Raw genomic sequence first — 15929 nt, 5'->3', positions numbered from 1 at the left:
ACTGGGCGGCTCAAGTTTTTGGTCAATCCATGCTCTCGAAAAGAAGAATTTTGTTTTCTGTCTCAACTGGCGACACAGAAATTGCATGATAAATTTTGAGGGTTTCTCCAACAAAATCAACACCCTAGTACTCGTCCACCCTGTTGCCTCGCTTCTTGGTGGTAATATTCCAACAAACACTTATCTGCATCATCCATACCTTCAGGCAAGCGAGAACGATGAAACAGCCGATAAAATAAGCCAAACTCAGCAAAGTTTTCACCATTGAGAATCTGCTCTAAGTCAAATTCAACGTAAGTCAGGCGGGTCATCAGCGAAGAATCACGCAGTAACCGCCAACGAAAACCATTGGTAGCGATCGCCCACAGATGTTCTGTCTTGTTAAGATATTCCTGCACAAGGGCGTGTGCTGATAACCTGGGATTACCACTAGGAGGACGTTTATCAACTTCTAGCCGACAACCAATAATGTGGATGGGCGGTTTATTTTCTCCTGGTTCTGCACGGTGAGAAATTGCGTAAGTTTGCCCCTCTACCACTTCGGCATTTGCAGTATATACAGGGTCGTAACCTAAACTCTGTAGTAATGGTACTGACCATAATTCACGAGTAATACTTGTAGCTGAGTTATTTTCATCTAGCCTTGCCAATGCCCGTTGAAATGCTGCCCAGTATGCTTTAGCATCACCCCAAGCAGTTGCAATTTCATCTGCTAATTTGTCAGTTTTGTTAAAACCAAAGTCTTCAGGTGATTGTCCTTTGAGACTGCCTTCTAAAATTTGGGCAGTCATATCTGGAGCTAGTAGATTTCCTTCAATTTGAAGTGCAGTTAATGTAGTTTTCATATTTAAATGATTAAAAATAAAAGATTACTTACGTCCGGGATGGAGAATAAAAACACCGAGAACATCCATCGGCAATTGAGGAGTAACGCGGATTCGACCTTCTTTGGTAATGTCCCTCACCCGCTTATGGCTTTGTAATAATTCTTCTGCCCTTTGGCTGGCAAACTTTTCTAAATCTGCTTGTAGTTCTTCTAGCCTGGGAAGTAATTCAGCAATCTCTCCCTGCTTGATAGCTTTACCAGCATCGCTGACTGGCTTTGCTTCTTGTAATAATCTAGTTGCTTCCAACTGCGGCAACCAATTAGGACTGGAAGGTGAACCTGTAAAACCGATAACTGCACATTCTTCCGCTAGTAATGTAGTATTTCTTGCTTCTGTAGTACGTCTAGAACTGTCTAACAAATGCCGTAACCTTACCAACAGCAAAGTTGTGCGCTTTTGAACAGCATTAGTTGTAGTGAACCCGCATCTTGCTGCGATTGGTTCAGCCGCCAGAGAAAGTGCATCTTCTAAAATGTATTGTGCTAAACCTTCTACTAAAGGGTGATTCCGTCCTACATATTCCACACCTTCTGGTGCTGGGGTAGTAAATGTCAGTAAACGGGACTTATCGCCTAATGTGGACTTGAGGAAATCTGGTGGCTGCGGTAATAACCATCCCTGCTTTTTCTTGATGAGAGAACAAGAGATGCGATCGCAAGCAGAAATGACAAATCGCTCTACATCCTGTTCATTCCCTAAAATCTGGTCAGAGTCGATGAGTTCTTGTTCTACTTGCTCTGGTTTAATAGCACGTTGAGCAAAACGGGTACGATTAGTTTTTTCACGTTCTACAGCGTTATCCCAATTCTTGTGAACTTTATCAACCGCAGATTCTTCCTGAAAGTCAAACAGCGATAGTTGAATAACTTCAGTAGTACGTTCAAACAATGATTTAAATACTGCTTCGGCTACAGTCGTACTTTCCATTGGTACGGGAACTGTAATCCCTAAAGACTTATGAATCTGTACAGCTTTACGAATCAGAACATCCAAAACTGCACCATCAACAGGGTTATCTTGTCCGTAAAGCAAACAAGTTTTTACCTGACTGGCAGTTTGTCCATAGCGGTCAATTCGTCCTTCCCTCTGCTCAAGTCGGTTGGGATTCCAGGGTAAATCGTAGTGAATTACAGCACTAAAATGGGTTTGTAAGTTTACCCCTTCACTCAAACAGTCAGTAGCTACTAGTACCCGTTGAGGATAGGATTTTAACTCTTCCAAACGAGTTTCTCTTTCATCCTCGGATAATTCCCCAGTAATAGCAATTACCCGAATTTGACTGCCTTTTTTCTCTAATTTCTGCCTGAGAGCATCAGCCACATAATTTGCAGTAGCAATGTAGCGACACCAGATAATCGGGTTCATCTCTTCTTTGAGCAGAGAGTCTACTGTAGCAATGCAAGACTGCAATTTCTGGTCTTTATCACCCCGCAACTTTTCGGCTGCTTGCACAAAAGCTTTTAACTTGCGTTTATCTGTGTCTTTGTAGCTTTGCTGTCCTTGCTCTATAACTACAGTTGGTGATGCGTCAACGGCTTGTTCTTGTTCTGTAGGGTCGTGGACGTAAGAACTCATTAAGTCTTCGTCTAAATCAGCAACTAACGAATCGCGCTCACCAGATTTACCAACTTGTCGGTTTAGGGTAGCGATCGCCGCAGCAGGTGAAGACATTACGCAACGAATCAAAGCCAATGCCGACCAATATCTTCCGCGACGTTGAGCATGACTCATATCTGCCGTAGTTGTTTTTACTAAACCACGAGCGAAGTCATAGACATCATCAAATAATTCTCTGTACTCTTTCGATAATTTGTAAGATTTTTCTTCTGAATGCCTTTGAGGAAAAGGAGTTTCATTGCCCAGCCAAAGCTTAACATCTGCTCGTCTGCGCTGAACAAAGTGATTGGCTAAATTGTCCCGTTGCTTCTCTGTTAAGCCATTGAGATTGAAATGTTCAAACTCTGGTTTCAACAAGCCTAGCAGCGACAGAAAAGATTCCTCAATGCCACTATGAGGGGTTGCAGTGAGTAATAGTAAATGTTGTTCTGCTTTTTGGGCAATTTCTGTAATTAGCTGATGACGCTGCTGCTGTGATGTCGTTGTTTTGTTTGGACGGGCGCAAGTATGCGCTTCATCAACAATTACTAAATCAGGGCAATGAGTTATAAAGCTGGCACGACGACGCTCTGCTTTGGCATAGTCTAAGCTCACAATTATGTGGCGGTAATAGCTAAAAATACTCTCATTGTTGGGTATGCCTCGCTCTAACTTAGAAGCTGTACCAGAACGTACTACTACTGCATCAATATGAAACTTTTCGCTTAATTCTTGCTGCCATTGGTCACATAGATGGGGTGGACATAGCACAGCGATTCGTTTGACTTCGCCTCGGTCTAAAAGTTCACGAGCAATCAATCCAGCTTCAACCGTCTTACCAATGCCTACATCATCAGCTATCAGTAGTTTTACTGTTTCTAGCTTTAAAGCCATTAACAAAGGTACTAACTGGTAAGGACGGGGACGCAGAGATAATCGTCCTAAACAGCGAAAAGGCCCGGCTCCGCTACGGAGTAAAAGACGTGCAGCATCCATAAGTAAGAGTGCAGCAGCATGATCTTGTACGCTAGTAGCTTGAGGTAGAGGAAAGGTTGCTGATTCAATCTTCTCTAGATTTCTCTCTAAAAGTTTTTGATAAATCCCAGCAATTTCATCTTCATTGCCTGAAAGTGGCCGCAGGCGAATGACATCCTGATTTTCTGAAGGCAGTACCACCCATTGCCGACTGCGACAGCTGACTATAGAACCGGGTGAATGGTTCACGGTTTGCGCCATTGTTAGCTTAGATTAATATAAAAAATTAGACAGCAGATTAATTAGTAAATTAGTTGTAATTACTTAATTAATACTTCTAAGCAAGCAAATAGGATGCTCAGAAGTCTTTTCTGTTTTAATAGACGCTTAAGTACACTGAGACTGATGATATTACCTAAATCAGCTATTTCTAAGAAAATTTTTGTTAACGAAAGGTAAATCCTAATAAATGTGATCTTAATCACAGACTTTTCAGAAATTATTGATAGCAACTTAGCTTATCAATTCTCTTCTATAAGAATGTTGTGTTTTTTTAAAATATTCCTCAGAATTTATTAATAAATTAGACGTTAGAAAAACTACTACCGAATGAAAACTTAAAACAAGACTATGTGCTGAAAAATCTGATTGTCATTCGTCAGCCAAATGCTACTAATTACAAGATTACACAACAGGAATGGCAGCGTGTGCATGAAGGGAGAAAGTATTACCTTGCTTGGCCATGTACACTCTAGCTTCTTGTTCTAGAGACTCAATGTCTCTTTTCCATCGTTCAAGCTTGTATTTTCGTTCTTGTAATTTATCTTCTGTTGGGTTTGTGGAAGGTTGAGTATCTCTATTAGGTAAAATTCCTTTATTTTCAAGCCAAGTACGTGAAAATACCTGCCATAGAAATACATGATCGTGCTTATACCCACCCAGAGAGCGAATCCGTTTCACTGAAAGTGTTGATTGACCAAAAAGGATTTGCTGATTTTGAGCATTTTTAGGGAATAGTCTTGTCTCGCTACCTCTTCCACGAAAGAACTCGACTACAAACCACTCACCGAAGTCAAATATACAAACTTCTGTAGGATCGCTACCGTCATCTTCTAATAAATCAACATCACCTTGAATTTGATATCCTATAGCAGTTTGTGATGTCTGAGGTAGTAAGATGCGAAGCTTTTCAAAGCGATTACTGTAATCAACCCAAAAATCTCTGCGTTTACGCAGCTGATTGGATTCAAAGTCTCGTAAACTCAGTTTACTTAATAAAATATCAACCAACTTTTGGAAATCACCATAATTAATACCTCCAATCCACTCTCTAAGTTTTTGTCTTGCAGAATCTGAAAGTTTATACCAATTTTCACCATTTCTATAATTATTTCGTAACCAATCAACTAGTAAGGTGTGATGAGTTGCTATATCATTAGCTACATTTGTGAGTAAGTAGTCAACAGCTTTTATTTGTTGGCTATCTGACATTGTATCTAAACAATTTAACAGCCATTTGACTTGCTGTGACTTTGGAGAATTGATTGTTGTAAAATAAGGCGATATATAATCTATGAACTCGCTAAATAGGGGAATCCAAACAGGTAATATCCCTTGAATCTTGTTAAGAATATCAGTTTGGCTAAGATGTTGCTCACAAGCAATCTTTGCTAATTGTATACCTGCTTGTTTATTAGAAATAATCCGAAGAATTTGTACTGGCAGCAAGTGACTTAATAAATCAGAATTAGCAAAAACATCAAAAGATTCTACCAGAGACTTTGCCAGTGCCTGCTTTTCTTGACTACCATGATAAAGAGCTAAACGCCATAGTAGTTGATGCTGTAACCATAAGTTGGAAATGGCTATCTTCCAAATAGCATCTGATGTTTTACTGGCGCAGTCAATATTTTGCTGATCCCATTTTGGTTTAGCATGGAGGCAATAAATCCACTCTAGCTGACTTAGTTGATCAGCTTTACCCTGTTCAATAGCTTCCAATACTTTATCAACACTTGGTATTGATGTTTTTGTCTCTGTTAAGTTACTAGCAATTTGAATCAGTTTATTAGGGCTACACTGAAGAGTTTCAGGTAGTGAAGGAAGAGAAAACTGAGAATTTGACATTATTTAGAACTTTAAAAAGAAGGTTTAGCAGTATTTTTCTTTAACTCATCACTACGAAACTGAAAACGGAATAATACTTTGCGATCACTTGGATTATCACGTTTTTTGTCAGATTCAATTTCTCCACGACCAGCAGCCAGTATTTTTTGGCTTAAAGGTGCTTTAGTAGGAAAATTCATTTCATAAAAAATGTAATTATATACTGATGCTGATCTTAATAAGCTTAGTTGTAGATTAGCTTTATAGTCTCCATCTGAACTAGTGTGACCTTCTATAACTACACGGCTAATTTCTTTCTCAAACTCTGGTTTTGAGAAGATTACGCCACTGTAAACAGGAATAAAGCGGCGTAAGAAGGTTTTACCTTCTGGTTTCAGTTCTGTACTTCCTTTAGAAAAAAGAATTGATTCTTGGATACTCACATCACCAGTATCTGGATTAACTTTAACATTGATATTGTTACTTTTCATCTGTCCTACAACATTACCAATCACTACCCGTTTTGGTACATCTTTTTGTGCAAGTTGGAGTAATGCGGTAATAAACAATAAAGCGAAAAACATTAATAGACCAGACATCAAATCGCCAATAGACAGATAAATGCTAGAGTCATCCTCATCCTCGGTTTCTGGGTTCAGAAATTCATCACTGATGAAATCAGTCATTATAATTATTCCAGGTTTAATTTAATACTTTTTATTAGCTGCTACTAAAACTTCTGCTGTTTTAAGTAAATCACTGCAAACTCTAGCCATAGAAGTATCAGCTTGTTGGAAAAAGTTTAGTTGTGAGTCCACACTTCTTTGCATAGAAATCTCAAGATGACTACGCCAAACCTGAAGGCTATCATCAAATTTTTGCGTTAGATTTCTGTATGAATTATCTACTATTTGTATTTGCTGACCAATGTTACTGGCAAGTTTTTCTATTTGTATTAGCCTTTGTGCATCATTTAATCCAGCAGCACTAACTAATTTATTAATTTGCTCAACAGATACTTGAACTTTAATCATACTTTTATCTACTTCTTGAGCCAAGTTACTACGTCTTTGAGATTCTTCTCGGAAGACTTTATCAAGATTATTCACAACCGTAGATAATCCATCTCGTTGTTTGCCTAGTGTTCCTTCAAGTAAATTATTTTGTTGTTGAAAAAACATCTGTAGATTTGTTTGATATTCGTTTCTAAATTTTGTCAAATCATCTTCTACTGTTTGACGAGTGGCTGTCAGTGTTGTATCAATATTTTCTAAAGTAGTCAAAAGATTATTTCTTGCATTATTAATCAATCCAGAAGCTTGTTCACCTACAGAGCTTAAAGTATTAGCTTGTTCACGAAAGGCTGTATTTGCTTGAGTCAGAATATGGATAATTCCGGTTCGAGTAGCTTGAAGTATCTGCTGTTCTACTGCTGCACGTTCTTGTAATGCTGTTTGCAATTCCTCTCGAATTCCTCGAAAGGTAGCAGCAGCTTGTACCGCACTTTCTTCAAAAGCACTTCGTTGTGCTGCCATTCCTTGGATACTTTGCTCTACGGCTCGATTAATTTCTTGTGCTGTTTGTTGCAAAACACCTTTTGTATCTGTTTGAAATTGATTGAGCGTGTATCCTAGATGATCAGCGAATACTTTGAGTTCTACTAAAGTTTCTTTTTGAAAGTTCTGAATTGTTAAAATAGAACTCGCCAAACTTTGAGATATGCCACCCAATTCCCTATGTAGTGTCAGAACAGCTTCAGACGCTTGTTGAGTTAACTCTGCACTTTTATCTAATCTATCTGCTATGGGTTCAAGTACCTGAACTCGCATATCTTTGATCAGTTCTTCTAAAACTCTTTGCCCTTGATTTTCTTGGAGTTCGCGCAGTTGTTTCTGCTCTTGGAAAATTGCTTCTAAGGCTGGAAATATTTGCTGACGCACAGCTAGTCCAATAGCTTGGGCTGATAATTGATTTAATCCAGAGAACTGTTCTGCTATGCCTTTACTCACAGCTTGACCAATATCTTCCGCATTTAGATGCTTTATCCCAGTCAAGTTTTTCGCTACAAGATTAAGCGCTTCTGCTACTTCAAGGTTAGTGTTATCTGTCGTTTTTGAAGTTGCGATCGCCTTTAACTTCTGACGCAAACTATCACGCCGTTTTTGTTTTAGCGAATCACATCCAAACAATATTAAAGTAAATAAACTACCAGAACCAAGCCCCATTAAAGAAGTAGAGAAAGCTGTTTTCATTCCTTCCAGTAGCTCTTTACTGGCATTCATCAGTTCTTTGGGATTTTCTGTAGATAAATTAATTCCTTGAAGTCCCTGTTGTATACCGTAAAATGTTCCTAAAACGCCTATAGCAGTACACAAGGTTATAACAAAGCGTAAGGAAGATCGAGGTATTGGTTGTGTTAGAACAGATGGGTATTTTATGATTACAAATTTACCATCATTTTGAGCTTTTTGCTTAATTATGCTTTCATTATCGGTTCCTAAATGCTCTTTTAACCAATTGCTAACTTTGCCTAAATTTACCTTTTTCCCTTTTTTCAAATTATCCAAAAGCTTAATAGATGCTTCTGTCATCCCACACTCTGAACACCAATACTGCCATAACGTGTAAAGTTCAACAATAATTGCGACTACCAACACAAAAGCAGTTGCCCAATGGAACGGATCATTATCCCAAATTATGTCCCAAACTGTTGCTATATCCATGTTGCACCCTTTTTATTTATCTTGGTATCTTTTTGAATCGTTCTAATTCTTGATTTGCAAAAACTTCTTGAGCTATCCGTATGGGCAGATGTTCTGCATACAATCGTTCCCCTATCGGTGTTCTGAGGCATAAGCTATACAGCTGTTCACCCTCTGCTTCCTTATCCTCAATGAGATAAACCTGTTCTGGTGCATAGCTTCGTAGCAAACAAATCTGTAGTGAAGTTTTTAAATCCCGCGAAGAAATAGATATAGGGGAATCTTGCCCAAATAGTTCACAAGCTACTTTCCAAGCATGATTAACTGCCACAATCTCCATAACCAACTTCTCAACAGAGGGGTATAACAGTTCATCTGTTTCATCCATCAATTCGTTTACCCTGATTTTTTGAGCTTCAACAGGTTTATTTTTCCCATTTTCAAGAATATATTTGAACAAATTCAGTAAGTATCTGCGAAGGAGTGCAAAAGTTGATATAGACTGCAACGTGACTTTGAGTATATGTCTTAGCTAATGGCAGGATATACTTGCTGCTAATGAGTTAAAATTTGTCGAGCCTCAAGAACAGCAGATTGTCTACACCAACTTTGAGGATGAGCTAGGGGAGATTGTCGAGACTGACGTACTCACAAAACAAACCTAGAACGGCAAAACTAACTTGAGAGGTGAAACGAAAGGCTTAATTGCGTTTGCACGAAAGAAAATCAAAAACGATTTTTCTAGGTTTCCAAAATATCTCTAGCAAGTTTTACCACATTAGAAACAAACAGGTTTTAGTCCTTACCAGTACCGCAAGAAAGTAGAGGCGTACATCCGGGAGCATGAGAACTATATAGCGATCGCCAAACTCAAACGTAACATTCCTTTAACTGATGCCGATTTAACATCTTTAGAAGAATTGCTGTTCAACGCCGAAGCAGTCGAAAGCCGGGAGAGGTTTGAGGAAGTCTGCGGGAAAAACCTCAACCTCAAGCTGTTCATTCGTCAGTTGGTTGGTTTGGACAGGAATGCAGCAAAACAGGCATTTGGGAAATATTTGGAGGGCAGTAGTTTCAATGCTACTCAGATTCGTTTTGTAGAAACCATCATTGATTACCTGACCCAAAACGGTGTGATGGATGCGGGTTTACTTTATGAGCCGCCATTCACCGATCTGCACTATGAAGGATTGGATGGGGTTTTCGGGGCTGATGATGCTGACGGGATTGTTTCTATTGTCCGGTCTTTCAACGAAGCTGTTGGGGTCGCGTGAGGGCTGGTGGGGGAGCGATTGTACTGCTTAATATTTTTCAACAACAAAGAAACGCTTGTTAGATTGAAGCTGTAAACATCTCCAAGCAAGCGTTTCTTTTAGGTAATCCTATTATGTTAAACTTTCTTGATTTGTTTTTTCTTTAATGCAATTCCAAAGCCACCAGCCAAAATAGAACCAAGAATAGTCAAAGGTTCGGGAACTGGTTGAGAGTTGGCATTTGTTAATGAAGCATTTGTTAACGACAATATTGATGAGCCGACAAAATCATCCACATCGACAACACCAATACCAATGTTGTAGATGCCAGATGTGGCAAATGTATAGCTAAAAGGGGAACTTCCACTTAATGGGATGATTGAGTTGCTAATGGTGACAAAAGCGCGATCACTGGAGACAGTATCATAAGTTAAAGATGAATAGTCAAATCTGAGAACATCCCCAGCCAGGACATTTAAAGCTGTTTTAATGGCAGAACCTTCGGTGGCATCAAGACCAAGATCACCTGGATTGAGAGCTAAGAAAGTTTCTAAGTCGCTAATGTAAGTAGGGTCACTACTGGAAAGATTATAGTTGTTAGCATCATCACTGCCATCAGCCAAAGCATTGGTTAGTGTTGCTTGGTTGGGAACTGCAACAACATCACCTGATTTGTCCCAACTACTAAAATCAAGACTAGCAGCAAAAGATGGGGAGACAATGGTAAAACTGCTCAAGCTCAAAACGCTAAAAACTATTACTTTTTGAATTTTTAGTTTGATAAAAGTTGCATTCAACATATAAAACTCCTACAAATTTATGAACAAGTTTGGTGAATAAACAGCTTAGTAGCTATTAGTTTGGAAGACTGAATGTAAGTAATCCCTAGCCATCCCATTTCATACAAGAATGGCTAAGGATTAAGCTCTAAAATACAAAATTGTTGGGGTTATTAAGAGAGCCAGTACCAGCTACGTTCACTGTGATAAATGGTCGGAAGATGTCGTTACCTGCGGGGCCATCAGCATCGATTTGCACACTGAAGTTGTTGGCAGTAATACCCTGTACAACTTTCACGTAACCGTCGGCTATGGCATTAGTGCCGTTATAGCCTCCTGTGACTAGGCTATCGAGCAGTTGAGTCAAGACAATATTATCTTTGCCGACCTCAAAATCTGTAATTGTGTCACCACGATCGCGGATGCTAGTGTAGACAAATTCATCATTACCGCTGCCGCCTGTCAGTGTATCTGCACCTTGTAAACCAATGATGCGATCGCTGTTACCAGTGCCAATTAAAACATCACGTCCTGATGTACCAGTAATTTCCTTTGGCTGACTAATAGGATTATTCGTGACTGTTAAGTTGAAGACATCACTAATACTTGCTCCAGAATTATCACTTGCTGTTACTTGAATGTTGAGTGAACCAACTTCGCTGTTAGTTGGTGTACCGTTAAATGTGCGGGTAGTGGCGTTGAAGCTTAACCAGTTTGGTAAAACGGCACCATTTTCTAAAGTTACAGAGTAGGTAAGGCTATCGCCTGTATCAACGTCATTAAAGGTATTTGCAGGGATAGTAAAGCTAAACGCTGCATCTTCAGTTGCAGTTTGATCAGCGATCGCACTCTCTAATATTGGTGCATCATTAGTATTAGCGACGCTCAAAGTGAAGACATCACTGACATTTGCCCCAGAGTTGTCAGTAGCAGTGACTTTGATGTTTAGCGTACCCACATTGGCATTAGCAGGAGTACCGCTAAATGTACGAGTGGTTGCATCAAAGAGCAGCCAACTTGGTAAGGCATTACCGTTGTCTAAAGTAGTGGAGTAAGTGAGGATGTCGCCTGCATCTACATCACTGAAGGTATTTGGGGGAATGGTAAAGCTAAAGGCTGTATCTTCGGTTGCGGATTGATCAGCGATCGCAGTCCCTAATATTGGTGCATCATTAGTATTAGCTACTGTCAAAGTAAAGACATCATTGATGCTTGCCCCAGAATTATCAGTAGCGGTAACTTTAATGTTGATAGTACCAACTTCACTGTTATTAGGTGTACCGCTAAAGGTACGAGTTACTATATCGAAGGTCAGCCAATCTGGTAATTGATTACCATCTTCTAATGTTGCAGAATAGTTGAGAATGTCGCCAGCATCTACATCAGCAAAAGTGTTTTCTGGGATAGTGAAGGTAAAAGCTGTATCTTCGGTAGAGACTTGAGGTGGAATAATATTTACTAAGGTAGGTGTATCGTTAACTGGATCAACAATAACAGTAACGGTAGCAGTACTAGTGTCTGTCCCATCACTGATAGTATAGGTAAAAATGTCTGTCCCGTTGAAGTTAGGGTTCGGGGTATAGGTAATAAAGTCGTCGCTAGGGTTGGCGGGTGTACCGCTGTTATTGATAACAGCAGTACCATTTGTTGGATTTGTGGCAAGATTTAAGGTGAGAACATCATTATTTGCGTCTATATCGTTAGTAAGAACATTAATGTTTACCGAAGTATCTTCCTGAATTGTAGTGATGTCGTTAAAAGCTTCGGGTGGAGTGTTGCTTAAAGAGTTAACATTTATAGTTACGGTAGCATTAGTAACATCAATCTGACTACTAACTTCATAAGTGAATGTATCAGTGCCTTGAAAACCTGTTGCGGGAGTGTATACTAGTTGGTCATCAGTAGGGTCATCAGGAGTATCACTATCATCTAGAGTAATAGTCCCACCAGCCGAGGTCGTCAAATCATAGGAAACAATAGCAAGAAAATTATTATCAAAATTAGCATCATTTGCCAATACATTAACTGTGATGGGAGTGTTGACTTCAGTAGTAGCAATGTCATCTTGAGCAATAAGTTCTGGTAAAGAAGGAAGATCCAGATTGAGAATTTCGGTACCAGTCAAGCCACCGATACCTCTGAGGAAGCCGGTTCCTTGAGTATTTTCAGAAGCGTCGAAGAAATTCAGGACGGTGAGGTCATTGTTGGGATCAACTAAACCATCTTGGTTGATATCTATTACCAATCTAGAACCGACTCTTCCTAGTCCCGTCACACCAGCAGTTAACGGAACTGAAGTAATAGTCAAATCTGAAATAATTAGCGTTCCGTTACCGTCTTCATCTTGAATTTGGCTACCTGCGGCGGTTTCAGCATCTAGAGTATATGTATCATCACCTAAACCACCAAAAAGAAAGATTCCCTGATCATCTTCTGCTGTCTGTGTCGCATTTATATTGTTAGCGAATGTTGCAGCAAATCTAAAATTTTGAATTCTGATCTGTGCATTACCAATGAGTTGGTCATTCCCATTTCCACCAATTAGGGCATCATTTCTATCACCATAAAGAATATCATCACCATCGCCGCCATAAAGAACATCATTGCCAGCATCGCCGTAGAGAGTATCATTTCCCTCACCACCATCTACATAATCATTTCCATCACCACCGTAAAGTGTGTCATTCCCAACTCCACCAAATAAATCATCGTGGTCATCTCCACCATAAATAGAATCGTTACCAGAACCACCATTTAAGTAGTCATTACCAGCGTTTCCTCTCAGTTCATCATTTCCACCTGCACCAAAGAAGTCATCAGCATAAGGTGTCCCAATCTGTTGGTCTGTACCAGAAGTATTGTAAAAATCTAGTAGTTGATAAGCGTTTTTAGCCTTTATGTATTTATTGAGTCGGTCTTCGTAACCATTGAAACCACCATTTATGGCTCGTGTTACCTGTCTAAAATTATTATTCTCCGCTAAGGGATTGATATCGCCGCCTGGAGCGTATCCTGGAATTCCGTTATATTTCCAATACCACAAAGAAGCTATTACACTTAGGGCTGGATCGGTTGCTAATAAATCAGGATTGTTAACAATATTGATATCCCCAAAACCTAAACTTGGAAGTAAGTTGTTTACCCTCGTATAGTTAGTTCTGCCTGTAATTTGAATTAATCCACGCCCTCGGAATCTAAAACCATCTCCTGGCTGTGTATTACCCAAATCGGTTCGCCCCTCATACCTTAATTGAGCTGGTGTTGGCCCCCAAAGTTCTCTACTCAGTCTAAAATTTCCTGATTCATGAGCAGTTTGTGCAATAAAAGCTTGTATTGTTCGAGCAGAAGTTATTCCAAAATTAGGAGCGTATTTCGTTAATAGTGGTAGATACTGGTTGATTTGCGTTTGAGGTATACCTACTGTCCTAAGAATTTGCTCATCAATTAGTTGTAGAAATTGACGCTGTGCATCTGTTCTGATGACAGCTTCTTGATTAGCAGTAGTTTTGACATAAAAAGCAACCTGATCCTTGTTATTTATGGGGTCGTAAAGATCAACATCGCTAATTTGACCTGACAATCCAGAAAGCGTATCTCCTACCCTAATGATTGGAGTTGGATTACCTATAACAAATAAAGATTCACTTCCATCTAATTCATCATTCTTGTTTGCATCTTCCCATGTTAATCTGCTAGAGTATAGTCCTTTATTACCAGCTTGATCAGTTGCAATATATACAGCTATTAACCCAGAACTAATCCCGATACTACTGTCTATTGTATTTTGAAATGTACCGAAACCAATATCTTCCCCTACATCAACTACCCTGTTATTATTGGTATCAGACCAGCTTTCTCCTGGAGCTAGAAAACCATCTCCTGCTGTTGTTGTTGTTTGGGTAACAATATTAACATTTTTCCAAAGGTTTTGAGTTGAAAAACTAGCGAAAATGCCTAATTGATTAATCTTATTACCAGAGAATATAATTACTTTACCATCATCGCTAATACCAGGGCTTCTTCCGATCTGACTAAAATCGTTGCTTGTTCCTGCTATTATCTGTACCTTATTCAGAGCATTATTGTATAAATTTATTTGACGAGATCCATTAATAGATTCAGAAACTAAAACATTTCCATCGTCTGCAATTACTGTAGAAACTGTAGTCGAGCCAGGCAAAAGTCGCTTATTAAATAAAGGTGAGGGAGGATTTGATGCAGTAACTAGATTTCGATCTCCGAGATCAAAAATCAGTTGTCCACTAAAAATATCAAAATTAGTAACTTTATCATACGCAACAAAAACGCTATTGCCTTTATTATTAACGCTATTGATAGGTAAAATACCGTAATAGTTGAATGGGTAAGAAAAACCTGTCCGAAATCCACCACCAATTGCAATTAATGAACTACTATTAGTAGTATTAGAATTAAACAAATATAAAGCTGAAATACCCGAAGCTTCTCGCCAGCTTCCAATTACTTGATTGTTATTATTGATTTGTACTGCTGTACCAAATTGGCGGTTAGTTTGTTCTGCGGCTGGAGCAATATCAGTTAAGGTTACTGAACCGTCAACAGAATCCCCAACAAAAATCCCATTTAAGCCAAAAACACTTGTATTGAGATCTCCAACAAAAGCAACTTTTCCTAGGTCATTGATAGATACTCTATTCTCAATTTTCTGTATCCCTTTATCACCTGTTTTTGCAATTATTTCATATTTATAAAAAGGATTATAAGATGTTGTAGTTGCTTGTTCTATCTGAATTGATTGATTATCCAAAATAACTGTTACTACATCATCCTCTTGCTTTAAATTACTTGCTTCAAATTCAGTTAAATTATCCCCTAATGCTAATCTTGCAAAAATATCACCTTCATCACCAGGGGAATCTTTAGTATTAATTTGATTATCAATCCAATGACCAAACTCTTCTAAAATAACACGAGTTATAGATTTTATATCGTCCTGATGATTTGTAATAAACTCTTGTGACAGATAAATTTTATTTTTAACTGCTGCAAAAGCTCCATTCGCTCCATTGATATCTGCTGCATGGCGAATCTCGATCTTAGGAAAATCACTAAAATCGTCTATTGACCACGCCATCCTTAAAGAATCAACTTCATTCCCTTCCCCAAAAGCTATTGCTATCTTTTGAGCAAATTCTGATTCATTAGCAAAAGCTTGTAATCTTTCTTGTACTAAAACCAGAGCTTGTTCTAGGGCTACTAATATAGTGGGTTTGACACTCAAGGGAGATTCGACAACTAGATTATTATGAAGGATGTAAGTATTATTCATAATTCTGAATTTCTAATTTAAAAAACCAAGGTTAATCAAAAAATCAGAGAGAATTGCTCATCTTTGGCATATTTTCAAAAGCCTGGATTGATTGCGGCGATCGCAAGCAATACCAAACGCCTCAACTTTCTTTGCTTTTGAATCTTGAAAGTCAACAAATATGATGTTATTAACCTTATGGAGATTAACCAGCTTTTTTAAGTTCAAATAGCAAATTAATCCACTTAATAGGGAACTCAAAATCTACAGACAAAAATAAAGGTAGACACAAAAAGCTACGGCCATTAACAAAATGTCCGTCACCAATGTATTTATAAAACAGC

General features: G+C 38.8%; 8 protein-coding genes and 1 pseudogene. 1 reads left to right on the top strand and 8 read right to left on the bottom strand.

Annotated features, from left to right (window positions below; translation table 11 throughout):
* Positions 1 to 116: 116 nt before the first annotated feature.
* From IQ244_RS29635 to IQ244_RS29610, 6 genes are all read right to left on the bottom strand, one after another.
* The gene (locus tag IQ244_RS29635) at positions 117 to 845 is read right to left on the bottom strand and encodes a hypothetical protein (protein WP_228059233.1); all 729 of its coding nucleotides are present in this window, start codon (positions 843 to 845) and stop codon (positions 117 to 119) included.
* A gap of 24 nt (positions 846 to 869) precedes the next feature.
* A complete protein-coding gene (locus IQ244_RS29630; protein ID WP_193900263.1) occupies positions 870 to 3719 on the bottom strand; it encodes a helicase-related protein in 2850 nt (949 codons plus the stop codon).
* Between the two features lie 423 nt (positions 3720 to 4142).
* The gene (locus tag IQ244_RS29625; protein ID WP_193900262.1) at positions 4143 to 5585 is read right to left on the bottom strand and encodes an EH signature domain-containing protein; all 1443 of its coding nucleotides are present in this window, start codon (positions 5583 to 5585) and stop codon (positions 4143 to 4145) included.
* Positions 5586 to 5596: 11 nt separating this feature from the next.
* Entirely contained in the window at positions 5597 to 6250 is a 654-nt protein-coding gene (locus IQ244_RS29620; RefSeq protein ID WP_193900261.1) for an OmpA/MotB family protein, read from the bottom strand.
* Positions 6251 to 6271: 21 nt separating this feature from the next.
* Positions 6272 to 8287 (bottom strand): hypothetical protein, encoded by a 2016-nt coding sequence (locus tag IQ244_RS29615; RefSeq protein WP_193900260.1) that lies wholly within the window; start codon positions 8285 to 8287, stop codon positions 6272 to 6274.
* A gap of 16 nt (positions 8288 to 8303) precedes the next feature.
* Complete coding sequence (locus IQ244_RS29610; protein ID WP_193900259.1) at positions 8304 to 8654, bottom strand: hypothetical protein; 351 nt, start codon at positions 8652 to 8654, stop codon at positions 8304 to 8306.
* Positions 8655 to 9084: 430 nt separating this feature from the next.
* On the opposite strand from IQ244_RS29610, the pseudogene IQ244_RS29605 reads away from it, so the two are divergent.
* Positions 9085 to 9540 (top strand): annotated as a pseudogene (locus IQ244_RS29605) (type I restriction-modification enzyme R subunit C-terminal domain-containing protein); the annotation flags it as partial.
* A 116-nt stretch (positions 9541 to 9656) separates the two neighbouring features.
* Here the strand turns inward: IQ244_RS29605 and IQ244_RS29600 are convergent.
* Both IQ244_RS29600 and IQ244_RS29595 read right to left on the bottom strand, forming a co-directional pair.
* Positions 9657 to 10319: a PEP-CTERM sorting domain-containing protein gene (locus IQ244_RS29600; protein ID WP_193900258.1), complete on the bottom strand. Its 663-nt coding sequence runs from the start codon at positions 10317 to 10319 to the stop codon at positions 9657 to 9659.
* 127 nt (positions 10320 to 10446) lie between these two features.
* Positions 10447 to 15606, bottom strand: coding sequence for a putative Ig domain-containing protein (locus IQ244_RS29595; protein ID WP_193900257.1), 5160 nt, complete (start codon positions 15604 to 15606; stop codon positions 10447 to 10449).
* Positions 15607 to 15929 lie beyond the last annotated feature (323 nt).

The organism is Nostoc sp. LEGE 06077 (assembly GCF_015207705.1).
Classification (GTDB): domain Bacteria; phylum Cyanobacteriota; class Cyanobacteriia; order Cyanobacteriales; family Nostocaceae; genus Nostoc_B.
The sequence above is the reverse complement of the archived record's forward strand: the minus strand, read 5'-3'. Positions and strand labels throughout refer to the sequence as shown.

Excerpts from the sequence above, each read along its gene's own strand:
- IQ244_RS29635 (WP_228059233.1), bottom strand. The coding sequence starts at position 845 with ATGAAAACTACATTAACTGCACTTCAAATTGAAGGAAATCTACTAGCT.
- IQ244_RS29630 (WP_193900263.1), bottom strand. The coding sequence starts at position 3,719 with ATGGCGCAAACCGTGAACCATTCACCCGGTTCTATAGTCAGCTGTCGC.
- IQ244_RS29625 (WP_193900262.1), bottom strand. The coding sequence starts at position 5,585 with ATGTCAAATTCTCAGTTTTCTCTTCCTTCACTACCTGAAACTCTTCAG.
- IQ244_RS29620 (WP_193900261.1), bottom strand. The coding sequence starts at position 6,250 with ATGACTGATTTCATCAGTGATGAATTTCTGAACCCAGAAACCGAGGAT.
- IQ244_RS29615 (WP_193900260.1), bottom strand. The coding sequence starts at position 8,287 with ATGGATATAGCAACAGTTTGGGACATAATTTGGGATAATGATCCGTTC.
- IQ244_RS29610 (WP_193900259.1), bottom strand. The coding sequence starts at position 8,654 with ATGGATGAAACAGATGAACTGTTATACCCCTCTGTTGAGAAGTTGGTT.
- IQ244_RS29600 (WP_193900258.1), bottom strand. The coding sequence starts at position 10,319 with ATGTTGAATGCAACTTTTATCAAACTAAAAATTCAAAAAGTAATAGTT.
- IQ244_RS29595 (WP_193900257.1), bottom strand. The coding sequence starts at position 15,606 with ATGAATAATACTTACATCCTTCATAATAATCTAGTTGTCGAATCTCCC.